This window comes from Erythrobacter sp. QSSC1-22B (genome assembly GCF_001678665.1).
GTDB lineage: Bacteria > Pseudomonadota > Alphaproteobacteria > Sphingomonadales > Sphingomonadaceae > Qipengyuania.
On sequence record NZ_LZRP01000006.1, the window covers coordinates 144,346 to 170,639 of the forward strand.

The 26,294-nt window shown below is 65.8% G+C and carries 26 protein-coding genes; 7 read left to right on the forward strand and 19 right to left on the reverse strand.

Annotated elements, in window-relative coordinates; genetic code table 11:
- Window positions 1-7: 7 nt before the first annotated feature.
- Together A9995_RS11265 and A9995_RS11270 are read left to right on the forward strand one after the other, a co-directional pair.
- Window positions 8-628, forward strand: a complete 621-nt coding sequence (locus tag A9995_RS11265) for an SOS response-associated peptidase (RefSeq protein WP_067613038.1) — start codon at window positions 8-10, stop codon at window positions 626-628.
- 46 nt (window positions 629-674) lie between these two features.
- Window positions 675-1,004 carry a helix-turn-helix transcriptional regulator gene (locus A9995_RS11270; RefSeq protein WP_067613040.1) on the forward strand — a complete coding sequence of 110 codons (330 nt, stop codon included), beginning with the start codon at window positions 675-677 and terminating at the stop codon, window positions 1,002-1,004.
- Here the strand turns inward: A9995_RS11270 and A9995_RS11275 are convergent.
- Window positions 956-1,366, reverse strand: coding sequence for a VOC family protein (locus A9995_RS11275; RefSeq protein ID WP_067613042.1), 411 nt, complete (start codon window positions 1,364-1,366; stop codon window positions 956-958). The genes A9995_RS11270 and A9995_RS11275 overlap by 49 nt on opposite strands.
- A 116-nt stretch (window positions 1,367-1,482) precedes the next feature.
- On the opposite strand from A9995_RS11275, the gene soxR reads away from it, so the two are divergent.
- On the forward strand, window positions 1,483-1,920 hold the full coding sequence (gene soxR / locus A9995_RS11280) for a redox-sensitive transcriptional activator SoxR (RefSeq protein WP_067613044.1): 438 nt from the start codon (window positions 1,483-1,485) through the stop codon (window positions 1,918-1,920).
- 7 nt (window positions 1,921-1,927) lie between these two features.
- Here soxR and A9995_RS11285 read toward each other — a convergent pair whose 3' ends face one another.
- Genes A9995_RS11285 through A9995_RS11295 form a run of 3 tightly spaced genes read right to left on the reverse strand, consistent with a single transcriptional unit; the run spans window position 1,928 to window position 7,083 of the window.
- The gene (locus A9995_RS11285) at window positions 1,928-2,455 is read right to left on the reverse strand and encodes a histidine phosphatase family protein (protein ID WP_067613046.1); all 528 of its coding nucleotides are present in this window, start codon (window positions 2,453-2,455) and stop codon (window positions 1,928-1,930) included.
- Complete coding sequence (locus A9995_RS11290; protein ID WP_067613048.1) at window positions 2,452-5,214, reverse strand: ATP-dependent DNA helicase; 2,763 nt, start codon at window positions 5,212-5,214, stop codon at window positions 2,452-2,454. Before A9995_RS11290 ends, A9995_RS11285 begins: the two co-directional genes overlap by 4 nt.
- A gap of 60 nt (window positions 5,215-5,274) precedes the next feature.
- Entirely contained in the window at window positions 5,275-7,083 is a 1,809-nt protein-coding gene (locus tag A9995_RS11295; protein ID WP_067613051.1) for an SLC13 family permease, read from the reverse strand.
- 103 nt (window positions 7,084-7,186) lie between these two features.
- On the opposite strand from A9995_RS11295, the gene A9995_RS11300 reads away from it, so the two are divergent.
- Window positions 7,187-8,836, forward strand: a complete 1,650-nt coding sequence (locus tag A9995_RS11300) for a lysine--tRNA ligase (protein ID WP_067613053.1) — start codon at window positions 7,187-7,189, stop codon at window positions 8,834-8,836.
- A gap of 4 nt (window positions 8,837-8,840) precedes the next feature.
- Here the strand turns inward: A9995_RS11300 and A9995_RS11305 are convergent, their stop codons facing one another.
- Complete coding sequence (locus A9995_RS11305; RefSeq protein WP_067613055.1) at window positions 8,841-9,509, reverse strand: 2OG-Fe(II) oxygenase; 669 nt, start codon at window positions 9,507-9,509, stop codon at window positions 8,841-8,843.
- Between the two features lie 98 nt (window positions 9,510-9,607).
- On the opposite strand from A9995_RS11305, the gene A9995_RS11310 reads away from it, so the two are divergent.
- The gene (locus A9995_RS11310) at window positions 9,608-10,183 is read left to right on the forward strand and encodes a cytochrome b (RefSeq protein WP_067613056.1); all 576 of its coding nucleotides are present in this window, start codon (window positions 9,608-9,610) and stop codon (window positions 10,181-10,183) included.
- 106 nt (window positions 10,184-10,289) lie between these two features.
- Here the strand turns inward: A9995_RS11310 and A9995_RS17250 are convergent, their stop codons facing one another.
- The 3 genes from A9995_RS17250 to ettA all read right to left on the reverse strand — a co-directional run bounded on the left by A9995_RS17250 (window position 10,290) and on the right by ettA (window position 13,908).
- Window positions 10,290-11,441, reverse strand: coding sequence for an RcnB family protein (locus A9995_RS17250; RefSeq protein ID WP_233998187.1), 1,152 nt, complete (start codon window positions 11,439-11,441; stop codon window positions 10,290-10,292).
- A 181-nt stretch (window positions 11,442-11,622) separates the two neighbouring features.
- Window positions 11,623-12,114, reverse strand: coding sequence for a hypothetical protein (locus A9995_RS11325; RefSeq protein ID WP_067613060.1), 492 nt, complete (start codon window positions 12,112-12,114; stop codon window positions 11,623-11,625).
- 120 nt (window positions 12,115-12,234) lie between these two features.
- Window positions 12,235-13,908, reverse strand: a complete 1,674-nt coding sequence (ettA, locus tag A9995_RS11330; RefSeq protein ID WP_067613062.1) for an energy-dependent translational throttle protein EttA — start codon at window positions 13,906-13,908, stop codon at window positions 12,235-12,237.
- Between the two features lie 170 nt (window positions 13,909-14,078).
- On the opposite strand from ettA, the gene A9995_RS11335 reads away from it, so the two are divergent.
- Window positions 14,079-15,464, forward strand: a complete 1,386-nt coding sequence (locus tag A9995_RS11335; protein ID WP_067613064.1) for a M20/M25/M40 family metallo-hydrolase — start codon at window positions 14,079-14,081, stop codon at window positions 15,462-15,464.
- Between the two features lie 9 nt (window positions 15,465-15,473).
- Here the strand turns inward: A9995_RS11335 and A9995_RS11340 are convergent, their stop codons facing one another.
- The 11 genes from A9995_RS11340 to A9995_RS11390 form a co-directional block, all read right to left on the reverse strand.
- Window positions 15,474-16,811 (reverse strand): MATE family efflux transporter, encoded by a 1,338-nt coding sequence (locus A9995_RS11340; RefSeq protein ID WP_168157391.1) that lies wholly within the window; start codon window positions 16,809-16,811, stop codon window positions 15,474-15,476.
- 70 nt (window positions 16,812-16,881) lie between these two features.
- A complete protein-coding gene (locus A9995_RS11345) occupies window positions 16,882-18,207 on the reverse strand; it encodes an AarF/ABC1/UbiB kinase family protein (RefSeq protein ID WP_067613066.1) in 1,326 nt (441 codons plus the stop codon).
- A 4-nt stretch (window positions 18,208-18,211) separates the two neighbouring features.
- Entirely contained in the window at window positions 18,212-18,706 is a 495-nt protein-coding gene (locus tag A9995_RS11350; protein WP_067613067.1) for a DUF427 domain-containing protein, read from the reverse strand.
- Between the two features lie 25 nt (window positions 18,707-18,731).
- Entirely contained in the window at window positions 18,732-19,187 is a 456-nt protein-coding gene (locus A9995_RS11355) for a hypothetical protein (protein WP_145916916.1), read from the reverse strand.
- A gap of 137 nt (window positions 19,188-19,324) precedes the next feature.
- Complete coding sequence (locus A9995_RS11360) at window positions 19,325-20,104, reverse strand: sulfite exporter TauE/SafE family protein (protein WP_067613071.1); 780 nt, start codon at window positions 20,102-20,104, stop codon at window positions 19,325-19,327.
- A gap of 28 nt (window positions 20,105-20,132) precedes the next feature.
- The gene (locus tag A9995_RS11365) at window positions 20,133-20,471 is read right to left on the reverse strand and encodes a TIGR01244 family sulfur transferase (RefSeq protein ID WP_067613073.1); all 339 of its coding nucleotides are present in this window, start codon (window positions 20,469-20,471) and stop codon (window positions 20,133-20,135) included.
- Between the two features lie 5 nt (window positions 20,472-20,476).
- Window positions 20,477-20,914 carry a DUF6691 family protein gene (locus A9995_RS11370; protein ID WP_067613075.1) on the reverse strand — a complete coding sequence of 146 codons (438 nt, stop codon included), beginning with the start codon at window positions 20,912-20,914 and terminating at the stop codon, window positions 20,477-20,479.
- A 1-nt stretch (window position 20,915) separates the two neighbouring features.
- The gene (locus A9995_RS11375) at window positions 20,916-21,344 is read right to left on the reverse strand and encodes a YeeE/YedE family protein (RefSeq protein ID WP_067613077.1); all 429 of its coding nucleotides are present in this window, start codon (window positions 21,342-21,344) and stop codon (window positions 20,916-20,918) included.
- 13 nt (window positions 21,345-21,357) lie between these two features.
- Window positions 21,358-22,287, reverse strand: coding sequence for an MBL fold metallo-hydrolase (locus tag A9995_RS11380; RefSeq protein WP_067613079.1), 930 nt, complete (start codon window positions 22,285-22,287; stop codon window positions 21,358-21,360).
- Between the two features lie 2 nt (window positions 22,288-22,289).
- Window positions 22,290-22,658, reverse strand: a complete 369-nt coding sequence (locus tag A9995_RS11385; RefSeq protein ID WP_067613081.1) for a helix-turn-helix transcriptional regulator — start codon at window positions 22,656-22,658, stop codon at window positions 22,290-22,292.
- 55 nt (window positions 22,659-22,713) lie between these two features.
- Window positions 22,714-24,030: an acetyl-CoA hydrolase/transferase family protein gene (locus A9995_RS11390; protein ID WP_067613292.1), complete on the reverse strand. Its 1,317-nt coding sequence runs from the start codon at window positions 24,028-24,030 to the stop codon at window positions 22,714-22,716.
- Window positions 24,031-24,248: 218 nt separating this feature from the next.
- Between A9995_RS11390 and A9995_RS11395 the strand changes: the two genes are divergently transcribed.
- Window positions 24,249-26,033 carry a tyrosine-type recombinase/integrase gene (locus A9995_RS11395; protein WP_082992666.1) on the forward strand — a complete coding sequence of 595 codons (1,785 nt, stop codon included), beginning with the start codon at window positions 24,249-24,251 and terminating at the stop codon, window positions 26,031-26,033.
- Window positions 26,034-26,294: the final 261 nt, after the last annotated feature.

The window sequence follows — 26,294 nt, forward strand, 5'->3', positions numbered from 1 at the left end:
TACGGCGATGTGCAACCTCTACCGCATGACAAAAAACAAGGCCGAGGTCGCGGCGTGGTTCGATGCGGTCGATACGCTCGGCGGCGCCAATTTCGCCGATGAGGTCTTCCCCGGCTATCCGGGGCTGGTGGTCGCCGGGGGAAACTTGCGCAGCATGGTCTGGGGCTTCCCGCTCCAGCGCAAGGACAAGACCGGCCAGCCGCTCAAGCCCAAGCCGGTCAACAATGCGCGCAGCGACAAGCTTGATGGTTTCTTCTGGAGGCAATCCTTCGAGCAGCGTCGCTGCCTGATCCCGCTGACCGCCTGGGCGGAGGCGGAAGGTCCCTCGGGGAGCAAGACCCGCAGCTGGATGAGCCTGCCGGGCGGGGAATTGTTCGCGGTGGCGGGGATCTGGCGCCCGAGCGACGAATGGGGCGCGGTCTATTCGATGGTAATGACCGAGGCCGAAGGGCCCGCCGCCGCGATCCACTCGCGAATGCCGGTGGTGCTGGCGCGCGAGGATCAGGCGCTGTGGACCTCGGGCGCGCCCGATCAGGCGCGGGCGCTGTGCAGTGCGTGGTCGGGCGATCTGACGATCGACCGCAGCGGCGAGCCCTGGTCAGGCCGTGGACAAGTCGCGCTGCTGTGACCCGCGCCGCTTGAGCGAATCGCCCACGCCTGCCTAGTCTGACGTCATGACGAACACCTTCACCGCGCTTTCCGATCCCACCCGCCGCAAGCTGCTCGACCGGCTGAGCGAGGCGGGCGGGCTGACGCTCGGGCAATTGGGTGAAGGCCTGCCGATGACGCGGCAGGCGGTGGCCAAGCACCTCGCGGTGCTCGAGGCGGCCGAACTGGTCGCCAGCCACCGCGACGGGCGCTGCAAGCGGCACTATCTCAACCCGATGCCATTGGCGAAGCTCGCGCGGCGCTGGCTGGGGCAATTCGAGACGGTGCCGCTTGCCGCGCTGGCCGGCTATGAAGGCCCGGTTGCGGCGTCGGGTGCGGAAGCGATGGCTTCGTAGCTGACCACTTCGAATTCGATTCCGTCCCAGTCGAAGAAATAGAACCGTCTGCCCGGCTCGTAATCATCGTGGCCGAAGGGCTCGAGCACATGGTTCTTCACGACCGCCTCAGCGGCGTCGAGATCGTCGACCACGAAGGCGATATGGTTGAGCGGCTGGCCCTTGGTGTAATCACCATGGACTTGGTCGCCGGTGTAGAGCGCGAGGTAGCAGTCCTTGTTGCCGATATGGACCGAGCGGCCGTATTTGAGCGAAGGCCCCCGCCAGCGCTCCTTCCAGCCGAGCATGGCGGTCAGCAGCGCGGCGCTGCGTTCGGGGTCGGTGACCGAGATATTGGCGTGTTCGAGATAACCCTTCGGCATCGGTGTTCTCCGTGCTTGCGTGACGCACGGTGCGGCCGCTTCGGAAACGTTGCCGAGGTCGATACGATCTCAAGCTCACTTGAGGTCAAGCATTTTTTGCGCTAGCGGCGGATCCGATGAACCCCACCGACCTTCTCTCGATCGGCGAGCTGGCGCGCCGCACCGGTCTCTCGGTCTCGGCGATCCGTTTCTACGAGGACAAGGGGCTGATCGCGCCGCTGCGCACCGCGGGCAACCAGCGCCGCTTCCTGCGCAGCGATATCCGCCGGCTGAGCTTCATCCTGATCGTCCAGCGGCTCGGGCTCTCGCTCGAGGAAATCGGCGAACACCTGCGCGCGCTGCCACAGGGACGCACGCCGAGCAGTTTCGACTGGTGGAAGATCAGCGAGGCGATCCGCGGCGGGCTCGACAAACGGATCGCGCAATTGCAGGCAGTGCGCGACAATCTCGATGGCTGCATCGGCTGCGGCTGTCTCAGCCTCAAGACCTGCAAGCTCTACAACCCCGACGATGTCGCCGCGCAGGGCGGGCCGGGGCCGCGCATCCTGCGCTAGTCGGGGGTCACTCTTCCGGGCCAAGCTCCGGATCGAGGTCGCGGGGGCGGGTGAAATGCACCAGCGTGCCGCAGCCCTCGGTGATATCCGCCCAATCCTCGATCGCGAGCTCGAACACCGCGAAGCTGGCGGTGGGGAACTTGGCCTTGGCCTCGTCGAACAGATCGTTCTCGGCGCCCGGTGCGACGAGCTGGAGGACCATATCCGCCAGCCCGGGATTATGGCCTGCGAGCAGCAGCGCATCTCCGTCGCCGCCGAATTCGCGGATCACTTCGCAGATCGTTTCGGTCGAAGCGAGATAGAGCCGCCGGTCCCATTGCGGATCCAGATCGGGGAGCGCCTCGGCGAGCGTCATCTTCACCCGCTCTGCGGGGCTGGCGACCAGCTTTTCCCAGGCGGTGCCCTGCGTGCGGATATGCTTGCCCATCAGCCGCGCCCCGCGCTTGCCGCGCGCGTTGAGCCCGCGATCGAAATCGCGCTTGTCCGCATCCGACCAGTCGGACTTGGCGTGGCGGATGAGCCCGAGAGTCTTCACTGCGTGTCCGCCTGTTGCTGTTCCATGCCGATCATTGCCTGCGCTCCAACACCTTGCGCGACTCGCTGTAAAGCCTCTTCGAGCGTCAGGCGTATGACCGGCGCGCCCGGCGGGAAGGCGGACAGCAGCCTTGTCGGGAAGGCCGCAGACAGCACCACGAAATGGCCCGAATCATCGCGGGTGCGGATCAGGCGCCCGAAAGCCTGCGCCAGCCGCGAACGGATGATCCGGTCGTCGAACCCCTTGGCGCCGCCGGGTTCGCCCGCCGCCGCGGCGCGGCGTGCGCGGTGGAGGATGGTCGGACGCGGCCAGGGGGTGCTTTCCATCACCACGCAGCGCAAGGAGCGGCCGGGGACATCGACCCCATCGCGCAGGGCATCGGTGCCCAGCAGGCTGGCGCGCGGGTCATCGCGGAAGATATCGGTCAGCGTGCCGGTGTCGATCGGATCGACATGCTGTGCGTAGAGCGGGAGACCCGCCCGCGCCAGCCGGTCGGCGATCCGCCCGTGGACCGCGCGCATCCGCCGGATCGCGGTGAATAACCCCAGCACCCCGCCATCCGAGGCCTCGATCAGCCGCGAATAGGCGCCCGCCAAGCCTGCGATGTCGCCGCGCTTGATATCGGTGACGATCAGCACCTCGGCGCGGCTGGCGTAGTCGAACGGGCTGTCGGACTGCGCGGTGCGCGGCACGAGATCGAGATGCGGCGCCCCGCTGCGCGCGATCGCGCCCGGCCAGTCGGGGCCGCTCTCGTCGCGATCGGTCAGCGTCGCGCTGGTCAGCATCACCCCGTGGGCCGGTTCGAGCACCACCTTGGCGAAGGGTTTCATCGGGTCGAGCCAGTGGCGGTGGACGCCGATGTCGAACTCGCGCGCATCATTGCGATCGACCGCCAGCCAGTCGACGAAATCGGGGTCCGCAGGCCCGCCCAGCCGCGCCAGCAGTGCTTCCCACGCGGCGAGCAGGTCGATCCGCCAGGCGAGCGAATGGCGCGCGCCCTCGATCCGCGCGCGGCCCTGGCCGTCGAGCCAGTCGGGCGCATCCTCGAGAACCGCTTCGAGCCGACCGGCGAGCTTGAGCAATGGCTGGCGGATCGCGGCGAGCGCCTGCGCCGCCAGCCCCGCCGCCTCGACCAGTTCGCCCGGAAGCTGCGCGGTTTCGGTTTCGATGCCGTAGCCCGCTTCCTGCCCGCTTTCGTCGCGCGCATAGGTGGTGGTGCGGACCTGCGCGAGCAGCGCCTCGACCGGCCCTGCGGGCATGGCCTCGGCCAGCCGCCCGAGCCAGCCTTCGGAGGGCAGCGCCTGCGCCGCCTCGACCGCCGCCTCGATCGCCTCGCCGCCGGCCTCGTCATAGCTCGCGACATCGGCAAGCCGCGCCGCCAGCCCGCGCCGCCGCCCGCGGCTGGTGCGTTCCGGGCCGACGATCCAGCGGCGAAGCTCGATCGCCTCGTTGCCGGTCAGCCCGGCGGCGAAGATTGAATCGGCGGCGTCGAAAACATGGTGCCCTTCGTCGAAGACGATCCGCGTCGGTCGGCCCGAAATGTCGCGCCCGCGCGCGGCGTTAACCATCACCAGCGCATGGTTGGCGATCACCAGATCGGCCTGCGCCGCGGCGCGCGCGCTGCGTTCGATGAAGCATTTGCGGTAGTGCGGGCAACCGGCATAGATGCATTCGCCGCGCTGGTCGGTGAGCGCCGCGATCCCGCGCTTGCGGAACAGCGTGCCCAGCCAGCCGGGCAGATCGCCGCCGATCATGTCGCCATCGCTGCTGTAGGCCGCCCAGCGCGCCACCAGCTGCGCGAGGATCGCGGGGCGCCCCGAAAAGCCGCCCTGCAGCGCATCCTCGAGATTGAGCAGACACAGGTAGTTCTCGCGGCCCTTGCGCACCACCACCGGGGGCGAACCGTCGGGACGGGCGGCGGGCCAGGCGCGGGTGCTTTCCTGGCGCAATTGGCGCTGGAGGTTCTTGGTGTAGGTCGAAACCCACACCGTCCCGCCCGAACGCTCGGCCCAGAGCGAGGCGGGGGCGAGATAGCCCAGCGTCTTGCCGATCCCGGTCCCGGCCTGCGCCAGCAGAACATGCGGACGCTTGTTCTTGTCGCGGGGCGCGAAAATACCGCCGGCGCCGCGCGAGAACTGGCGCTGCCCCTCGCGCCGCTCGGCGCCTTCGCCGGTCAGCCGTTCGAGCTGGCCCTCGACCTCGAGCTCGTCGAGCAGGACCTGTTGCGGCTGCGCGCGTTCGGGCGCTTCCTCCCATTCGGGGAGCCGGGCGAACAACCATTTCTCCGCGCGTTCGGGCTGGCGGATATGGGGGGCGAGCACCTGCGCCCAGGGCCAGCGCAGCCGCGCGAGCGACTGGAGCGCGGACCAGGCGCCCTCGCGCTCGGCCCAGTCCGGGCTTTCGCAAGTTGCGACCAGCGCCGCACCGGCCTGCTGGAGCAGCAGCGGCACCGCGTCGTCGCTGGTTGGCTCCTCCAGCCCCAGCGCATGCGCCAGCCCCTTGGGCGTGGGGACACAGAACTTTGCCGGATGGACGAAGGCGAAGAGTTCCAGCAGGTCGAGCCCCGAGAGATCGGGATAGCCCAGCCGGCTTGCCACCAGCGGCGCGTTGAGCAGCAGCAGCGGGGTATCCGCGGCCGCCATCACCGCCTCGCCCTTCGAACAGCCGCGCGTGGCGCCGCCCGCGACCTGCGGCGCGTCGCGCAGCCAGGTCCCGGCGTGGCTGGCATGCAGCGCTGGAAGGGGGAGGGTATTCGCCATGGGCGAGAATGCTATGGAAATGGCAGAACGAAAAGTAAACACGCCCGCGCGGTGTCGTGCTCAGAAGAACAGGATGATCCCCAAGCATGAGGCAATGCCGACGATGATGTTCATCGGCACGCCGATCTTGACGAAATCGATGAAGCGGTAATTCGCCGCGCCATAGGCGAGCGTATTGGTCTGGTAGCCGATCGGCGTGGCAAAGCTGGCGCTGGCGCCAAACATCACCGCCACGATCAGCGGTCGCGGATCGATACCGAGATTGTTTGCCAGCGCGATGACGATCGGCGTCATGATGACCGCGATGGCATTGTTGGTGACGGCTTCGGTGAGGACGCTGGTGAGCGCGTAAATGCCGAACAGCAGCAGGATCGGCGAGGCGCCGCGCAACAGCGGTTCGATTTCGGCCACCAGAAGCTCGACGGTGCCCGCGTTCTGCAACCCGATCCCGAAGGCGATCATCGCAAAGATCAGAACCAGCGTATTGCCATCGATCGAACGCCAGGCTTCTTCGGGTTCGATGCAGCGGGATACGAGGACCAGCGCCACACCCACCAGCGCGAGCGCGACGATCGGCAGGTCGAACAGCGCCGCGCCGAGCACTACCAGCGCAAGCGTGCCGATAGCGATGGGGGCTTTGGTACGCCGGAAAGCAGCGGTTTCCGCGACCTCGACATCGGTCAAGTCGATATTCGACTGGAGCGACTGGATCGAATCGCCGCTGCCCGCGATGAGCAGGCGATCGCCCGCGCGCACTCTGGCGCTGGACAGATCGGGACCGGCGAGATGCCGCGGGCGGGCAAGGCCCAGCACCCGGACGCGAAGCTTCGAGAGCAGCGGGATCTCGGCCAGCCGGCGGCCGATGATCGGGTGGGTCGAGGACACCACCGCCTCGATCAGCTTGAGGTCGCGCGGGCGATCCTTCCCCGAAGTCGCGACCCCGCCGCCGACGCCGGTCAGGCCGACCCGAAAATCGATCGCTTCGGCCAGCGAGGTCAGTTCCGCGGGGCTGGCGGCGACGATCAGTCGGTCGCCTCCCGCGAGGACCAGCATGCCGACATTGTTGCGGATCGTTTCTGCCCCGCGCATCACGCCGACGATTCGAACGCCCGGTCGGCGGGAGAGCGCGGTTCGGCCGACTTCCTGGCCGACGAGAGCGCTGTCGCGGTTGAGCTCGAGCGTCGAGAGATAGGCTTCGCTTTCCGTGAGCTCATCGCCCGCTTCTTCGTCGCGGGCGGGGAGCAGGAAGGGGCCGAGCACCAGCAGGGCAACGAACCCGGCAGTGGCCGTGATCAGGCCCACTCCGGTGATTTCGAAAATGCCGAAAGCGGCCTGACCCTGTTCGCGTGCGACCCCGTCGACGAGCAAATTGGTCGAGGTGCCGATCAGGGTCATCGTCCCTCCCAGGATCGAGATGTAGGACAGCGGAATCATGAATTTGGTCGCCGCGACCTTCATCACCCGGGCCAGCCGCTTCATGATCGGGATCATGACGATCACCACCGGGGTGTTGTTCATGAAGGCCGAAGCGACGAAAGTGCCGGCACCGATTTCCGCGATAGCGAGCCGCGGCTTGCGCAGGGTTCGTCGGATGATGATCCCGGAGATTTCCTCCAGCGCGCCCGTGCGCAGCAAGGCCCCGCTGAGCACGAACATCGCCCCGATGGTGATCGGCGCGCTGTTGCTGAAGGCCGAAACGATATCGTTGGGAGGCAGGAAACCGAGGACCATCATCAGGATCGCCCCGCACACCGCCACGGTAACCGGCGGTCGGCGCTCGAGTGCAAAAGCCACGAACAGGGCGATCAGCAGGACCAGCCCGACGATCGGCGCTGCTCCCGGCGTGACAGCTAAGAAAAGTGGTTCCAAGCGTCGGTCCGATCGTTCGGTGCGGCCGCGAATGGCAAGCCGAGGCAGTATTATGGGGTGTGGCCGCTTGCAATCCTAGCGGGAAAACGCAATTCGCCGCATCATGAGCGAACCCACATTGATCGAAGCCGCCCGCACCTCCAAGGCCTGGCCGTTCCAGGAGGCGCAGCGGCTGCTCAAGCGCTATCCCGATGGCGTCAAGCCTGATGGGTCTCCAGTGCTGTTCGAAACCGGCTACGGTCCCTCGGGCCTGCCGCATATCGGCACCTTCCAGGAAGTGCTGCGGACCACGCTGGTGCGGCGTGCCTTCGAGGCGATGATCGGTGCCCGGCCCGAGGACGGCAAGACGCGGCTGGTCGCCTTTTCGGACGACATGGATGGCCTGCGCAAAGTGCCCGACAACGTCCCCAACAAGGCGCTGCTCGAGGCGAACCTGCACAAGCCGCTCAGCCGCATTCCGGACCCGTTCGCTGCCGATGAGGGCGGGGGCCATGCCAGCTTCGCGCATCACAACAACATCAGGCTGCGCGAATTTCTCGACCGTTTCGGCTTCGACTACGAGTTCGTTGCTGCCAGCGATTGTTACAATTCGGGGGCTTTCGACGATGCGCTGCGCCAGGTGCTGCGCCGCAATCAGGCCATTCTCGACATCATGCTCCCGACCTTGCGCGAGGAACGGCGCCAGACCTATTCGCCGGTGCTGCCGATCAGCCCGACCAGCGGCAGGGTGCTGCAGGTGCCGGTCGAGGTCGTAGATGCCGAGGCCGGTACGATCCGCTTCACCGACGAGGATGGCAGCGTCATCGAGCAATCCGCGCTCGGCGGGAGCGCGAAGCTGCAGTGGAAGGTCGACTGGGCGATGCGCTGGTACGCGCTCGGCGTCGACTATGAGATGTATGGCAAGGATCTGACCGACAGCGGGGTCCAGTCGGGCAAGATCGTCCAGGTGCTCGGCGGGCGCAAGCCCGAGGGGCTGATCTACGAGCTGTTCCTCGATGCCAATGGCGAGAAGATTTCCAAGTCCAAGGGCAACGGCCTGACGATCGAGGAATGGCTGACCTATGGCAGCGAAGAGAGCCTGGGCTTCTACATCTTCCCCAATCCCAAGAGCGCCAAGCAATTGCATGTGGACGTGATCCCACGCGCGGTCGACGATTACTGGCAGTTCCGCGAACGGTTCGCCGAGCAGCCGCTCGACAAGCAGCTGGGCAATCCGGCGTGGCATCTGCTGCGTGCCAATGGCGGCTGGCAGGGTCCCGAAGCGCCTGGCGCGGGCGAGAGCTTGCCCGTGACCTATGGCCTGCTGCTCAATCTGGTCGGCGTGCTGGGCGCGCAAGCGGATCGCGCGCAGGTATGGTCCTATCTGGGCAATTATATCGCCGACCCCGATCCGGCCCGCCACCCCGAGCTCGACGCCCTGGTTGGTTCTGCGCTGGCCTACAATCGCGACTTCATCGCCCCGACACTGGTCAAGCGCGCCCCAGAAGCCAACGAGGCCGCGGCACTGCAAGCGCTCGACGACCAACTTGCGAAGTGCGATCCGGGGACCTCCGCCGAGGATATCCAGACCCTGGTTTACGAGATCGGCAAGGACGAGCGCTTCGGCTTCGACAATTTGCGCGACTGGTTCAAGGCGCTCTACGAGACGCTGCTCGGCTCGGCGCAGGGGCCGCGGATGGGCAGTTTCATCGCGCTCTATGGTATCGCCAACAGCCGCGCGCTGATCGCCGAGGCGCTGGCCCGGAAGGCCTAGGCGATCACTTCCATTTGCGCGTGCGGTACCATTTGGTCAGCACGTATTTCTCGCCACTGATCACCGGCGTTCCGGCGTGCAGCGTGGCCTCGTTGGGGGTGCCATCGGGAAGTGCGTTGTTCCACACCAGCAGCACGCCGGGTTTGGGTTCGATCGAGGCGCCGATCTCGCTGAAATCGGTGTGGCCGCCCTCGGCCACCTTGTTGAGGAAGGCCATCGCGGTCCAGCTGCGCTGACCGCCGCGCTTGCGTTCGCCCTGCCAGTATTTCTCGCTGGTGTGGAACCAGTCGTTGTGCGGCTTGAACTCCTGCCCCGGCAGATAGCGCTGGCCCTGGATCGTTTCGCCGCATTTGGAATTGATCCCGAGCAGATCGTCGATCCGCCGCGAGATACTCAGGACGAAGGGGTCTCCAGAATTGAAATTGCCCGAATAGGAGGTGCGAAACCCGGTGGCGTAGGCCTCTTCGTGCAGGGCGCTGGGCCGGGCGACGACATCGATCATCTGCACGAAGCGCTGACATTCCTGGGGTGAGAGGAAATTGCCGACCGCGAAGATCTCCGCCTTGTCGGTCGGAACCCGGTAGATATCGGGATCACCGGTCAGCCGCTTGCGGACGGTCTCGCCGGTGCGCCTGAGCGCGTCCTGATCGGGGATGATCTGTTTGGTTGCCATGCGGCCTAATTAGCAATTGGCGCGCACGCTGCAAGCGAGCGGCTTGCGGCTTCGTTATTGCGCGCTAAACCTGAGGCCAATCGAGGAGGCCGGGTACCATGAGCTTGAACGACACCGCCGCCCACACCGGAAACGGCCGCCGCTATTCGACCGGGGCGATGATCTTCCACTGGCTGATCGCGCTTGCGGTGATCGTGAACTGGCGCATCGCCGAAGCCGCCGAACACGCCTCCCGCGTCGATGCCATGCAATATTTTGCGAACCACAAGGCGCTCGGGATTACGATCTTGCTGCTGACACTGGGACGGCTGGCCTGGCGCTGGACGCATCCGGTGCCTCCGCTGCCAGTAGATCTTGCGCGCTGGGAGAAGGTGCTGGCGCGCAGCGTGCACATCATCTTCTATGTGCTGCTGATTGGCCTGCCGCTTGGCGGCTGGCTGGCCAATTCACTCGACGGGCGTACGGTCGAGATGTTCGGTCTCTTCACCATTCCCCCGCTGCCAGTCGGATCAAACGAAGGCCTGGGCGACACGATTTTCGACGCGCATGCGCTTGGCGGGCAGATATTCATCTACCTCATCGGGCTGCACATTCTCGGCGCTCTCAAACACACCTTTATCGACCGCAATGGCGGTATCTTGCGGATGCTGCCCTTCGGCAAGGTCCCCGGCTGAGCGCGGGACTCCCGAAGGGAACAAAAACCCCCGCCGATCTCTCGACGGGGGTCTCGGTGGCCTCGCCAACCCTGTTATCTAGGGGCGGGCAAGCTCGGTATGACGTTTACCAGAAGAAATCGTGAATTACATCGACGACCTGGCCGGAGTAGATATCGACCAGCAGCACGTCGTCGTAATAGCGGACCCAGCGATAGGGGCCGTAGACCTCGGGCAGGCGATAGCGCGACGGGTCGTTGAGCTGGTAGCGTGAGCCGAAGAACACGCTGCCCAGGCTGATCCCGATGCTCAACCGGCTGTAGCGGTGATTGCTGTAGGGCGAATAATAGCGTCCCGGCCGGAACAGGCTGCGATGGGATGTGCGATGGCGCTGCCAGTTGTAACGCTGATTGTTGCGCCAGTTCTGACGGTCCCACCGTTGGTAGTCGTTCCAGAGGCGACCGTCGTAATAGCGTGCCTGCCGGTTGGAGTGAGTGGCATCGCGTTGACCCGAGCGATAGGCCTGCCGTGTGTCGCGCCGGTCCTCGCGCCGGTCGACCCGCCGATCCACCCGGCGGCCATCGCGATAGCCTTCGCGTTCGCCAGCACGATAAGCCTGCCGCGCGTCGCGGCGATCCTCGCGCTGGTCTGCGCGGCGATCCTCGCGCTGGTCTGCGCGGCGATCCTCGCGCTGGTCTGCGCGGCGACCGTCGCGATAGCCCTCGCGTTCGCCTGTACGGTAGGTCTGACGCGCTTCGCGTCGGTCCTGACGGGCATCGGCCTGACGAGCCGCCCGATTGGCCTGCTGAGCGGCTCGGTTCTGCCGCGCATTGTCCTGGCGGGCCTGCTCCTGACCGCTGCGCTGAGCCTGGCGGATTGCTTCGCGCTGCGCGGCGAGGCCTGCATCGCCACGCTCCACCGCGCCGCGGCGGAACTGGTCGCCGCGGTTTTGAACCTGGCGCTGCGCCTGAGCCCGCGCCGCCTCGCGGCTGGCTCTTCGATCGCTGCGTTCCACCTGACGTTGCTGGGGAGCAACCTGAGGCTCGCTCTCGGGCGCCAATTCGCGCTGGCGTTGCGGCCGATCGGCCTGACGCGCTTCACGGACCTGCTGCCGCGCCGCGCGGCGTTCGTCGCGGGCCTGGCCGCGGTCTTGCGCCACCCCAACCATTGCCGCTGCCGCAGTTTCCGCCGCCTCGGCTCGCTCGGGGATCGCCGCGAACAGCATCCCTATGGTTAGCGCGCCGATCGCGGTGCCTTTGAGAAGGTCTGTCAAAGTCATGGAGCGTGTCTCCGTCCCTGTTGCCGCTCCACCAGCTGCGGCGTGTTGAACTCAGATGTCGATAGCGCCTTAGTAATATTTAGGGACTGACCCCAGACTGAACCACATTGGTCGCCTTCCGTTCATATAAGGGGGCACTAACCTGAATCCGCATTCTCGGATCCGCAGCTCTTTTGCTGTTTTAGACATCCTCTCCCGGCGTGATCTGTCCGACGACCCGGCGCACGGTTAAATAAGTGACCATTACCGTCGCGGCGAGCAGGCCGACCATGATCACCGCTCCTGCGAACAGCACTTCGTAGAGAGCCTTGTACCAGCCTGCGGGCAGTTCCTCGAACTCACCGATCGGGACGACAAAAGCCAGCAGCACCAGCAGGCTCATCATCAACGAGGCGGTGGCCAGCGTCGCGATGAGCGTAACCCGGCGGTAGGTTTCCTTGTCGAAATCGGTATCCAGCTTGCGGAGCATGCCGATCAGCGTGAGCATCAGCGCGAGCGTGGTGGCCGACGCAGTCGCGGTTGCGGAACCCAGATAGAGACCGGCGCGGGACAGAGCCTCGAGCAATTGCCGGGCCTCGGCGGTTCCGTAAACGCTACCGATTGCCTCGCGGGCGCCATACCCGATAGAGGCAAAGACCAAGAATGTAATCGTGGGCCAGATTTTTGCGGACATGCAGTCTCCCGGGTTGAGCGTGGGAAGCGCATGGCCGCGGAATGGCGGGCCGCAATTAACATCCATTGATCGGTCGTCCGCCACCCGGCATCGCAGGTGACGGACGACCGGATACTCGGATCAGCGCGTCAGCTTCTTGTAAGCCAGCCTCGTCGGGCGATCTGCCGCATCGCCGAGGCGGCGACGCTTGTCTTCTTCATAGGCATCGAAATTGCCTTCGAACCATTCGACATGGCTGTTGCCCTCGAAGGCGAGGATGTGCGTCGCCAGCCGATCGAGGAAGAAGCGGTCATGCGAGATCACCACCGCGCAGCCGGCGAAATTCTCGATCGCGTCTTCCAGCGCACCCAGCGTCTCGACATCGAGATCGTTGGTCGGTTCGTCGAGCAGCAGCACGTTGCCGCCCTGCTTGAGCATCTTGGCCATGTGGACGCGATTGCGTTCGCCGCCCGAGAGCTTGCCGACGTTCTTCTGCTGGTCGCCGCCCTTGAAGTTGAACGCGCCGACATAGGCGCGGGTGCTGGCGTCGTGCCCGTTGACCTTCATGTAGTCGTGGCCGTCGGAGATTTCCTCCCAGACGTTGTTCTTGGGATTGAGGTCGCCGCGGCTCTGGTCGACGAAGCCCAGATGGACGGTATCGCCGATCTCGACGGTGCCGCTGTCGGGGGTTTCCTTGCCGGTGAGGATCTTGAACAGCGTGGACTTGCCCGCGCCATTGGGGCCGATCACGCCGACGATGCCGCCCGGCGGCAGCATGAAGGACAGGTTCTCGAACAACAGCTTGTCGCCATAGGATTTGGTGATGTTCTTGGCTTCGATCACCTTGCTCCCGAGCCGTTCGGGGACCTGGATCACGATCTGCGCCTTGCCCGGCTTGCGCTGGCTCTGGGCCTCCTGCAGTTCCTCGAACTTGCGGATCCGCGCCTTGGACTTGGTCTGGCGCGCAGCGGGGGTCTGGCGAATCCACTGGAGCTCTTCCTTGAGCGCCTTGGAGCGGCCGCTTTCCTCGCGATCTTCCTGGTCGAGGCGCTTGGCCTTCTTCTCCAGATAGGTCGAATAATTGCCCTCGTAGGGGAAGTAGGAGCCGCGATCGAGTTCGAGGATCCATTCGACCACATTGTCGAGGAAGTAGCGGTCATGGGTGATCATCAGCACCGCGCCGGCATATTCCTTGAGATGGTTTTCCAGCCATTCGACGCTTTCGGCATCGAGGTGGTTGGTGGGCTCGTCGAGCAGCAGGATGTCGGGCTTCTGGATCAGCAGCCGGGTCAGCGCGACGCGGCGTTTCTCGCCGCCGGACAGCGTGTCCACGCCCATTTCGCCCGGTGGGCAGCGCAGCGCTTCCATCGCGATCTCGAGCTGGTTGTCGAGCGTCCAGCCATCGACCGCGTCGATCTTGGTCTGCAATTCGCTCATCTCGTCGCCGAGCTTGTCGAAATCGGCATCGGGTTCGGCCATCTCGGCAGAAATCGCGTTGAAGCGCGCGACCAGATCGGCGGTCTCCTTGGCGCCTTCGCGGACGTTTTCCAGCACGGTCTTGGTCGGGTCGAGCTCGGGCTCCTGCTCGAGATAGCCGACGGTGACGTTCTCGCCCGGCCAGGCCTCGCCGCTGATGTCGGTGTCGATCCCGGCCATGATCTTGATCAGCGTGGACTTGCCCGCGCCGTTGGGGCCGACGATGCCGATCTTCGCGCCGCGATAGAATTGCAAATTGATGTTGGCGAGCACCGGCTTGGGGGCGCCGGGGAAGGTCTTGGTCATGTCCTTCATGACGTAGGCGTATTGCGCGGCCATCGGGCGGGTCCTTCGGGTAACGGGAATTGGGGCGGGTAACGGGAATAGGGGGAATTTCAGCAGGCCAGATAGGCGCTGACGCCCTTTCGGGCAAGGTTGGGGTGGCAAGGTGGGCGCGGCAAGCACAATAGGCCTTGGCACGAGGCAAGGGCGTGCTAGCAGTCGCGGCCATGAGAACCCTTCTGATTGCGCTGGCCGCTGCTTCCGCCCTCCCGTCCATAGCCGCGGCCCAGACCATGGGAGCCGCCGAATCGCCCGCGCTGGCCGAGGCGGAAGCCGCGCTCGATTCCGACACCATCGCCTGGGATTTCGTCGAGGGCATCACCACCGAGGTAGGCCCCCGGATGCCCGGCACCGAAGCCGAGGCGCGCGCGCGCGCTTGGGCGATGGCCTGGCTGCGCGCCGAGGGGTTCGCCAATATCGCCAACGAGCCCTTCATGATGCAGACTTGGGAACGCGGCGCGGAAACCGCGCGCGTCACCGCGCCCTTCGTCCAGCCGATGCATATCGCCGCGCTCGGCAACAGCGGCACGACCGGTCCGGACGGGTTGACCGCCGAGGTGGTCTATTTCCCCAGCTATGCCGACCTTGTCGCCGCACCCGCGGGGAGCCTCGTTGGCAAGATCGCCTTCATCAGCCACGACATGCGGCCCACGCAGGATGGCTCGGGCTACGGTTTTGCGGGCCCGGCGCGCTGGACTGGCCCGGCGCTCGCCGCCAGCAAGGGCGCGGTGGCCACGGTGATCCGCTCGATCGGGACCGACAATCAGCGCGTCAGCCACACTGGCAACACCACTTTCCCTGAAGGTACCACGCCGATCCCCGCAGGCGCTCTGTCCAATCCCGATGCCGACAATCTCGAGCGCGTGTTCGCGCGTGCCGAAGGTCGTCCGGTAACCATGGAGCTGCTGATGACCCCGCGCTTCATCGGCGAAACCGAGAGCGGTAATGTCGTCGGCGAGATCACCGGGCGCGATGCCTCGCTGCCGCCGGTGCTGCTCGCCTGCCATCTCGACAGCTGGGACAATGGCACCGGCGCATTCGACGATGGCGCGGGCTGCGGGATCATCGCCGCGGCGGCCAAGCATGTCGCCACCTACGGCCAGCCGCTACGCACCATTCGCGTCCTGTTCGCCGGGGCGGAAGAAACCGGTTTGTGGGGCTCGCGCGCCTACGCCGCCGCGCATGCCGACGAGCCGGTATTTGTCGGGCTGGAAAGCGATTTCGGCGCGGACCGCGTCTGGCGGCTGGAGAGCAATTTCACCGGTAGCGATCCCGATCTTTACCGCCAGCTGGCGCAGGCCGTGGCCCGCTTCGGCGTCGGTCCCTCGACCAATGTCGCCACCGGCGGTGCCGATCTCAATCTGGTGCGCGAGCAGGGTGGGCCGCTGATCGACCTGCAACAGGACGGCACCCGCTATTTCGACCTGCACCACACCGAGAACGACACGCTCGACAAGATCGATCCGGTGCAATTGCGCCAGAACGTCGCGGTGTGGACCGCGGTGGTGGGTGTGCTCGCCAATCACCGTCCGGCGATCGTGCAAGGCGAATAAGCGAGCCGGTCAGGCGGGGAAGCTGCGCGCGGTCAACCGCCTGACCTGCACTGCCTGGAACACGGCCCGCGCCGCCAGGAACAGCGCGAACGACAGCCACAGCCCGTCATTGCCCAGCGGCCAGGTGAGCCACAGCAGCGCGGCGTAGAGCACTGCTGCGCCGATCATCGATCCCAAAAGCGCGCGGGTCCAGCTCGCCCCGACGAACACGCCATCGTAAACGAAGGCGGCGAAGCCCGCGACCGGGATCACCGCCAGCCACACCGCGTGCTGGCGGCCCATTGCGGCGATTTCGGGGGTGGCGGCGAAACTGTCGATCACCGGGCCCGCAAACAGCGCGAACAGCGCCGAGAGCGCCAGCGCGACGCCGAGCCCGCGCCACAGCATCGCGCCGATATACCGGGTGAAACCCTCGCGGTCGCCCGCGCCGAGCCGCTCGCCATTGAGGACCTGCGCGGCGTTCTCGAACCCGTCGAGCAGCAGCGCGGTGACCACGAACAGCTGGTAGAAGATGCCATTGGCGGCGAGCGAGACCACCCCGCGCTCGGCGCTGAGCCGGGTCAGCGCCGCCAGCGCCACCATTAGCACCACCGTGCGCAGGAACAGGTCGCGATTGACCGAGAGGAAGGGGCGCAGCTCTGCCCAGCGCAGGGTTCCGCGCTGCAGCAGCGCGGTGCGCAGTGCCTTGCCGTTGGTTCCAAACATTATGAAGCCCGCGACTGCTGCCAGCTTGGCTATTTCGGCGACAAAGCTCGACCAGCCGATCCCGGCGATGCCCCAGTCGAGGCCGAGCGCCAGCCAGGCGCCAAGCGCGAGATTGAGCAGATTGTAGGCCACTTCGAACACCAGCACCGCGCGCATCTGCCGCCGCCCGACAAGAAAGCCCACCAGCGCGAAATTGGCTAGCACCGCGGGCGCGCTCCAGTAACGGATCTCGGCATAGATCCGAGCCGCGCCCAGCACCTCGCCGTCGGCGCCCAGAACGGTCAGCAGCGCGGGCAGCAGCAGCGGCTTGGCCGCCAGCAGGGCCAGCGCGATCGCCAGTCCCACCGCCAGCCCGCGCATCAGCACCGCCGCCTGTTCCTGAGCGCCGTCGCGGGTGCCGGCCTGCGCGACCAGCCCGGTGGTCCCGGTCTTGAGGAAGTTCATCACCACAAACAGCATGGCGAACAGCCGCGCGCCGATATCGACCGCGCCCTGGGTCGGTGCATCGCCCAGCCGCCCGACGATCCACATGTCGCCCACGCCGATCATCGCGGTGGCGATATTGGTCACCATCGCCGGCAGCGCGATCGCCCAGATGGCGCGATATTCCAGCGAGGTGTTGGGTGCGGCGGGATAGGCCATTTCGGATTTTCCCTCCGCCATCCTTATTGGGGGGCCGCCTATCGCCCGGCGCGGGAACTGGCGCAACGTTTCAGTCGAGAAACCCCTCGGTGAGCGCGCGGACATCGACCCGCGCCTTGAGCCGCGCGGCGAGCAGGGCGGTGCCGCTGATCTTGCGCTGGACGAACAGGATGTCGGGCGGCGGCAGGTGCCAGCTGGCCTTGTCGGCGGCGATCTCCATGCCCTCGTCGCGCAGCGCACCGACGAAGCGGCGATCCCCGAAATCGAATGGCCCCGGACGGTTCAGTTCGCCCGCGATCACCTCGATCATCCGGTCGACGCGACCGCCGTGGCGAGCGATCGCCGCCTCGCCGACAAAGCCCGCCGCGATCGCCGCGTCGCGGATCGCCACGCGGTCGTCCGAGAGACCGGCCTCCAGCAGACCGCGATAGCCTTGCACGGTCGCCGGATCGATCGGCCGCGCGGCGCCGAAATCGAGCAGCACCAGCCGCCCGGTGTCGGGCTGGTAGCGGTAATTGGCAAAATTGGGATCGGTCTGCATCACGCTGAACTCGAACAGTTCGCGCAGCACCAGCGTGATCAGCCTGCGCATCATGGCATCGCGGGTGTCCTGCGGCGCGGTCTCGAGCGATTCGATCGGCTGGCCGGGAAGAAAGGTCATCGCCAGCACGCGATCGGTGGTGAATTCGCGGTCGAGCTCCGGCACCACGACATCGGGTGTATCGGCGAGCAATTGCCCGAACAGCGTCATCTGCGCGCCCTCGCGCTCGTAATCGGCTTCTTCCGCCAGCTGGCGCTTGGCCTCGGCAAGCAGCGGAGCGATGTCGAGCTCGCGCGGCATCAGCCCCGATACGCGCAGCAGCGTCGCGACATTGTCGACATCGGCATCGATGCTTTCGCGCACCCCGGGATATTGCACCTTGATCGCCAGTTCGCGCCCGTCGTGGGTGAGCGCGCGATGGACCTGGCCGATCGAGGCGGCGGCCATCGGGCGCGGCTCGAACCTTGCGAAGCGGGTGCGCCAGTCCTTGCCCCAATGCCGCGCCAGAACGCGGTTGAGCTGGGCGGGCGGCATATGGTGCGCGTTCTCGCGCAGCCGACCCATGATCTGCGACAGTTCAGGCGGCAACATGTCGCCCGCATCGAGCGAGATCATCTGCCCCAGCTTCATCGCCGCACCGCGCAGATGCGACAGCCGCTCGACGGCGCCGTTGATGTTGCCCGGGGTGAGCAGCATGTCGCGCATCCGCGGGCGCTCGCCATCGGCCAGCCGCCGCGCGCCCTCCGCCAGCATCCCGCCCGCGACTCCGCCCGCCAGCCGCCCGAAATGGCCCAGCCGCGAGAGCCGTCCGCGCGGGACCCGCCGCCCGCTTCCCTTGTAGGTTTCGTCGCTCAAACGATCACCAGAAGCGGCTTCCGGGCACACCCTTGAACGGTCCGGCGAGCTTGCTGGTGATCCAGCCGCCATAGAATTCGCCCGGCTGCGGGATGACCGTCTCGCCATCGACGCTGCAGCGATCGAACGGCGCGGCGTAGAAGGCGACATGATCGCGCAGCATGGCAAAGGATGCGGTCGGGCTGGGATAGCTCCAGCCGACCCGCGGGATCACGATGTCGCCGATCACCACATCCCAATAGACCGCCGCGCCTTTCCACTCGCAGAACGAACTGCCCGCAGCGCGCCGCAGCACGCCCGGAGTGATGTCGGCTGGCGGGATGTAATAGCTGGGCGGATGGCTGGTCTCGAGGGTGCGGACAGCCGACTTCGTGCTGGCGACGATAGTGTCCGCGTGTTCGATGGTAATGCGCGAATCCGTGGGCTCCGCGATTGCGGGGCGGGGATAGGCCCAGACGCTCTCCTGCCCGGGACCTGCGGAATCGGGGCGCGGTTTCACGTTGGTCGGCTCAAGGATGCGGCCATCACCGTGCGGCCGTGGTCATGCCGCCGAGCGATCCGGCCGAGCCAGCAGGTTTGGAAGCATCCGGCGCCAGACCGATCGAAGGCTCGTAATCGTCGCTGCGCAGGGTGAGCATATAGGCGACGAGGTCGTCGATCCGTTCTGCCGGGATTTCGAAATACATTTCACGGGGATAATCGTGCGAGGTCTTCAGCCACTGCGTCAGCGATTCCCGCGTTACACCCGGGACGTTCGCAACGGCTTCGAAGCTCGGAGCGGCAGGAACCGGGGAGCTATGAAGGCGCTCCACTGCGTGGCAATCGGCGCAGCGGTTCTGCGCGAAACTCATCCCGCGCAATTCGGGCGTATCGCGCTCGGTCGCAGCCATCGCCGGAGTGACGACCGAGCTGCCATCGGTGGGGGTAATCTCACAGGCGCCGAGCAGCACCGTCAGACCGAGGAGAAGAGACTTTTTCATGCGGAGGAGCATAGGAGCGCGCCGTGGCGAATGACAAGGCAATTGGCATCGGGAGAGCATGCGAGCTCTGCGTTCGGGTACGATCGGATACGGTCGGGCAAGCGCGCGGGTGACGGGTCGCAAGAGTGCCGCCGCCATCAGAAGGCCGCCACGCTGTTCCAGAGCATATAGCCGGCGACGGCAATGATGAGCATGGCGAAGAGGGTCGTCAGCCGCGCCTCCTGCCGCGCCAGCCGCGAGGCGAGCAGCGCGCCGAGGAATCCGCCAGCCACCCCGCCGCCGATGAAGACCGCGGCCAGCCCCCAGTCGATCAGTCCCGAGAGCGCGTAATTGGCCGCAGTGGTCAGCCCGAAAGCGGCGACCGCGACCAGCGACGAACCGACAGCGTAGAGCATCGGCATGCCGGTCGCCGCGACCAGGCCGGGCACGACCAGAAAACCTCCGCCGATCCCGAAGAAGCCCGAGAACAGCCCGGTGCCCAGCCCGTAGCCGACCAGCCGGGGTGCATTCTCGCGGCCGAGCACGACCGCAGGATTGCCTTCGCGGCCGCGATTGCGCAGCATCAGCAAGCCGACCCCGATCATGACGAAGGCGAACAGGAAGAGCAGTTTCTCGCCATCGATCGCCTTGCCCGCGCTCGATCCGGCGAAGGCCCCCGCGATACCGGCAGCCGCAAACACCAGCGCGCAGCGCCACTTCACAATGCCGCGGCGAACATGGGCGACCAGCCCGGTGAGCGCGTTGATCGCCACCGCGAGCGCGCTGGTGCCGATCGCGATATGCGGGCTGGGGACGCCGACCAGATAGACCATCAGCGGGACCGCGAGGATCGAACCGCCGCCGCCCACCAGCCCCAGCACGAAGCCGACAAACACACCCGATCCGGCGCCGAGCAGATATTGGATGGTGTCGAGCATAGGGTGCGTTCCGGTTGCGGACTGGGGATCAGGAAAGCAGCGTCTGCGCCGCCTCCCAGAGTGTCGATGACCGGTTGCCGGTGCGGCAGAAGGCCAGAACCGGCCCGTCTGCGTCGCGAAGGGCTGGGGCGAAGTCGCGTGTTTCGGCATCGGTCGTCGCGCCGAGAACGACGGGAATGTGCCAATAGGCCAGGCCCAGCCGACTGGCCTCCGCCGCAAGCTCGCGCGACATCGGCTGGTCTTGGGCTTCGCCATCGGGGCGATTGTTGACGATGCCGGTGAAGCCGTCCTGCGCCAGCGTCGCGAGATCCTCGATCTCGATTTGCGGACCGACCGCCAGCCGGTCCGAAATGCGGGTGTATTGCATAATTGCTATCCTTGTTTGAGCTCGGGTGCGCGGGTTGCCGTCGCGATGCGGTGGAGCGCCATGCCCGCCAGCATCGCGGCGACGAACAGCCACATCTGCCAGGCGCCAAGCACCAGCCCGGCAAGGGCTGGGCCGGGGCACAGGCCGACCAGCCCCCAGCCGATACCGAACAGCGCGGCGCCGAGCAGCAACGGGCGGTCGAGCCGGCGGCTTTCGGGGATGGCGAAGGTTTGCGCCAGCAGCGGTCGGTCCATGCGCTGGCGGATGCGATAGGCGATTGCGGAGGGGATCAGCGCTGCGCCCATCACATAGGCCAGCGTCGGATCCCACGCACCGGCGATATCGAGAAATGCCAGCACGCGCGCAGGATTGACCATGTCGGACAGCGCGAGTCCGGCGCCGAAGACGATGCCGACGATCAGGCCGGGAAGAAACTTGCGCATCTCAGCCTCCGATCGCGTGGCGCAGGACAAAGACGGTCGCGGCGGCGCTCGCCATGAAGATGCCGGTGGCCGCGAACGAACGGGGCGAGAGCCGCGCGATCCCGCAGACCCCGTGGCCGCTGGTGCAGCCATTGCCCAGCCTCGTCCCGAAGCCGACCAGCAGTCCGGCGGCGACCAGCAGCGGCGCCGAGGAGGTGACGATGACTTCGGGCGCCCGGACCAATAGCGCGATCAGCGCCGCGCCGAGCGGCAGGCCGAGGATGAAACCCACCGCCTGCAGTCGCGGCGCTCCGCCGGGAGCCATTCCGACGGCGGTTGCCGCCATCCCGCTGACCCCGGCGATGCGGCCGGAGAGCAGCAGCAACAGGCCCGCGGCGGTGCCGATCAGCAGGCCTCCCGCAATCCCGACCAGGGGCGAAAGAGTTTCCATCGGAGCCACCTTTCTAGAGCGCGTCGATCGGGAGCTTGAGGTAGCGCACCCCGTTCTCCTCGGGTTCGGGCAGGTGCCCACCGCGGATATTGACCTGGATCGACGGCAGGATCAGCCGCGGCATATCCAGCGTCGCATCGCGCTGGGTGCGCATGGCCACGAAATCGTCCTCGCTCACGCCTTCATGGACATGAACGTTGCCAGTGCGCTCGGCGAGCATCGTGGTTTCCCAGACGAATTCATCGCGGTTGGGCGCCTTGTAGTCGTGGCACAGGAACACGCGGGACTTGTCGGGCAGCGCCATCAGCCGGCGTACCGAGCGGTAAAGCTGGCGCGCATCGCCACCGGGGAAATCCGCGCGGGCCGAGCCGTAATCTGGCATGAACATGGTGTCGCCGGTGAACACCGCATCGCCGATCACATAGGCCATGTCGGCGGGCGTGTGGCCGGGGACGTGGAGCGCGATCAGCGGGATATCGCCGATCGTGAGTGTGTCGCCATCCACGAGCAGGCGGTCGAATTGCGATCCGTCGCGGGCAAAACGCGTGCCCTCGTTGAAGATCTTGCCGAACACGTTCTGGACGGTGACGATCTCCGCCCCGATTACGAGCTCGCCACCGAGCTTTTCCTGCAGGTAGGGCGCTGCCGAGAGGTGATCGGCATGGGCATGGGTCTCGAGCAGCCACGCCACGCTCAGCCCCTCCCGCTCGACATAGGCGATGACCGCATCGGCGGATTCGTAGCTCGTCCGGCCCGATGCGTGATCGAAGTCGAGCACGCTGTCGATGATCGCGGCGCGCCTGGTTTCGGGATCGTGCACCACATAGGTGGCGGTGAAGGTGGGCTCGTCGAAAAAGGTTTCGACATGCGGTGCGCGAATTTCGCCGCGCAGCACGGCTTCCACCTGCGAGGCGGCGCGAGCGAGATGGGAGTCCTGGTCCATAATCAGCCTTCCTTGGTCTTGGGGGCGGTATCGGGTTGGGAGGTCTGGCCGAGTTCCGGGCAGAACAGCTCGTGGAGCAGCGCCAGCACCCGCTCGGCATTGGGGTCGCAGACGCGGTAGAACACCGCCTGCGCTTCCTTGCGGGTGGCGACCAGGCCCTGTTCGCGCAGCTTGGCGAGGTGCTGCGACAGCGCCGACTGGCTGATCCCGACCTGTTGGGTGAGATCGCCGGCCGACATTTCCCCCGCCTCGGCAAGGTAGCACAGCACCAGCAGCCGCGGCTCGCTGCCGAGGGCCTTGAGCAGCCCGACCGCCTTCGCGGCATGGTGGCTGAACTGGTTTACGAGATCGTCGTGCACGGGCTTGTCCATAAGAGAACCCTAATTTAGAACTATCTAATGAAATTGCAAGGGGGGGGGGGATTTCTCAGGTGAGCCGGCCGCTCTCGAGCGATTTAGTAAGGCCTTCCCGGAACCGGGGATGAGCAATCGCGATCAGCGCCTCGGCGCGTTCACCCAGCGATTTGCCCTTCAGATCCACCATGCCATATTCGGTGACGACGATCCTTGTGTCGTTGCGCGGGACAGTGACGGGGCCATCCAGCCTGGGCACGATCCGCGACACCGTCCCGTCCTTGGCGGTCGAGTGGCACACGATGATCGACTTGCCCCCGCGCGATGCAGCGGCCCCGCGGACGAAATCGAGCTGCCCTCCCGAGCCGCTGTACTGGCGCCCGAGCAGATGTTCGGAATTGCAGGCGCCGCCCAGATCGACCTGCAGCGTCGCGTTGACCGAGATCACCTTGTCGTTCTTGGCGATATGGCGCGGGTCGTTGACCACCTGTACCGGCGCGCTGTGGATGGCGGGATTGTCGTCGAGAAAATCGTAGAAGGCGCGGTCGCCCATCGCGAAGGTGAAGACGCTGCGGCCCGGATAGGTGGTCTTGCAGCGGTTGGTCACCGCGCCGCAACGGATCAGATCAGCGAGCCCCGGGGTCAGCAATTCGGTGTGGATCCCCAGATCCTTGTGATCGCCGAGCATCGCGCAGACCGCATTGGGCAGCGTCCCGATCCCCATCTGGAGGCAGGACCCGTTCTCGATCAGCCCCGCGACCGTTCGGGCGATCGCCTCGTCCTCGGGGGTGCTCTCGGGAAAGGCGAGTTCGGCGAGCGGAGCCTCGTGCTCGACGATGGCATCGACCTCGGAGATGTGCAGCAGCGAATCCCCGAAAACGCGCGGCATGTTGGGATTGACCTCGACCACCAGCCTGCGGGCGGATCGCGCCACCGTGCTGGCGTAGTCATTGCCGGTCCCGAAGGTGAACCAGCCGTGCCGGTCCATCGGCGAGACCGCGACGACGAAGGTGTCGACCGCGACATCCTCGGAGAGCAGTTTCGCGGATTCGCTGAAGGCCACCGGCACGAATTCGATCGCGCTGCGCCCGTCCCCGGCGGCGCGCGTGATGATGTCGCGCTCGATCCGGGTCAGGAACATGCAATGCGGGCGCACGCGGTCGAGCAGATCGTAGCGCAGGATGGTGCGCGCGGCGTGCTCCATCGAATGGAAATACCACAGGTTGAGCCGTTCGAGCTCGCCGCCCTCTACCCGTGCTGCCAGTGCGGTCAGCAGAGCCGGCGGTTGCGCGACCGCCATTGCCATCGCGACATTCTCGCCCGAGCGAATCTCCGCCACGGCGGCTTGGGGCGTGGTCAGCTTGGAGCGATAGTGAGTTTTGGCATCCATCGACCGGCGATAGGCGGTGCGAGGGAAGGGCGATAGCCCGGGCATCGAGATAGGCCGGCGGGCTCTGGCGGGAAAGAAAGATTGGTCGGGGAGACAGGATGGGAATCAAGCATATTCCAAACCCCAGCTTTCCTGCTGAGTCGCATAAAACCTAGTGTTTCGCGGTCTCGGGTGCTACGATCGGTGTTACGATAAGTGCTACGAACGGACCCCTCTACATGGCATCGCAATCAGTCGGCTATCAGGTCACCAAGCGCAGAAAAAAAGGGCAGGAGCTAGGGCCTTGGCAGCTTCGGGTGTTTGTGCCGAAGGCGTTGCAGGCGAGCGTCGGGAAGGCCGAAGTGTGGCGATCCCTCCAGACCCCCGATCGTCGGCTTGCCGAACGCCGCGTGCATTCGAAACTGACCGAGATCGAAAGTGGATGGCCTACATCCGCACTTGACCCTCCGTCTGATGCACCGGCGAGATCGCCGAACATGGACCCGGCGAGTGTTGCCGTGCGTGTCGCCTTCGATGGCATGCTCGAAGCAATGGAAACCCGCCGTCGAGAATGGCCCTCCGATGATGACGAGTATGCCGCACGTCTCACCAAGCGAGAGGCCGATCTTCGCCGAATGACGCGACGCTTGCAGGACGGTGATTTGACTCAATGGGAAATTGCCGCCGACAACGCCATTGAACGCCGGGGCCTCGAATTCGTGAAGGGCAGCGCCGAGTATGCGGTGTTTGTGCGGGCAATTGCTGAGGCGAGCATAGACGCCGTGGGCCTGTTCAACCGCAAGCACTCCGGCGAGTTGGACGCGGCGCCACGTTCGGCGACCGTGTTAGACGCGAAGGCGAAGGAGGCTGAGAAAGCCAAGCCCGGCGAGACCATCCTTGATCTGTTTGAGGCATGGGGTGCCGAAATGATCGCCAAGAGCGGAAAAAACGGCCAGCGCGGCAAACGCTCCGACACTGTCAATCAGGACCGAAAGGTCATTCTTCAATTCGCGACATTCGTTGGCCGGGACCGCGCGGTTGACTCGATCACTCCGCTCGACGTTGCCGAATACCGGGACACGCTCCGCGACCTTCCGCCGAAGTGGATGAGCAAGCGGGAACTGCGCGATCTCGACATGCGCACGGCGGCAACGAAGGCGCGTGCAGCGGTAATGCCGCATACGGCGTTCACGACCATCAACAAGCACCTCTCGACGATCTCGCCGCTGTATCGATGGCTTCGCAAAAAACCGCGTTGGGCTGGCATGGCGAACCCCGTGGACGGGCTGTTCTATGACGATGTGAAGGGGACCAACCCGCGCCCACCGTTCACGACCGATGACCTCAACACCATCCTCGGCTCGCCCCTGTTCACCGGTTTTCAGGCCGAGGGGAAGGAGCATTTGCCGGGGAACGAGCAGACCCGCGACTGGTGCTACTGGATACCGCTTGTGGCCATGTTTACCGGCGCGCGCATCGGCGAAGTCGCGCAGCTACGTATCGGTGATGTCCGGCAAGAACACGGCGTCTGGTTCGTTCATATCCGGCATGACAAGGACGCCGGGCTCGCCACGAAGAGCGGCCAAAGCCGCCCCGCCGCTGTCCATGCATTGCTTGAGGCCATCGGGTTCCTGGAGTTCCGTGCCCAACAGGTTGAGCGCGCCGGTGGTGATCTTGACGCCGCCCTTTTCCCCAAGCTTACCCCGAATGCGCGTGGACAGATCAGCGGCACGCCGTCGCGATGGTGGCGAGATTACCTCGCGGCGATCGGCGTGAAAGACCCTAGCGTGGAAGGCGGCGACGGTTTTGGCTCGCACAGCTTCCGCCACACGCTCGCCGATCGGCTGCGCGACGAAGCGGAATTGCTCGATACCGAGATTGCGGTGTGTCTGGGGCACAGCATCAAGTCCACCACGTCCGGCTATGGAAGGCTGACACAGGGCACAGTCAGAAAATTCAAAGGGTGGATGGACGCAGTGACATTCGAGGGGGTCGAGCTGGACCACTTGCGAGTGGATGGGTAGCGGCGACCGGAAACTGCCACGGCGCGATTTAACCGGCACTGGAGCAGATTTTCTCGAAAATGGCACTCCGGGTTGCGTATCAGGCCAAATTTCAATGGAAGGCCCATTAAAACGGCTCCTACGCATATGCGGCGCGCCGCTGGCATGTCGTCGAACGGATTGCGGGTCAGGTGTTGGGCTTGAAGGCATTTCGGCCCGCTGGTCAGGCCCTCCGGGCTGCACTCCGCGAGCTTCTTGAAAGCTGTGACCCCCTAGCGCGTG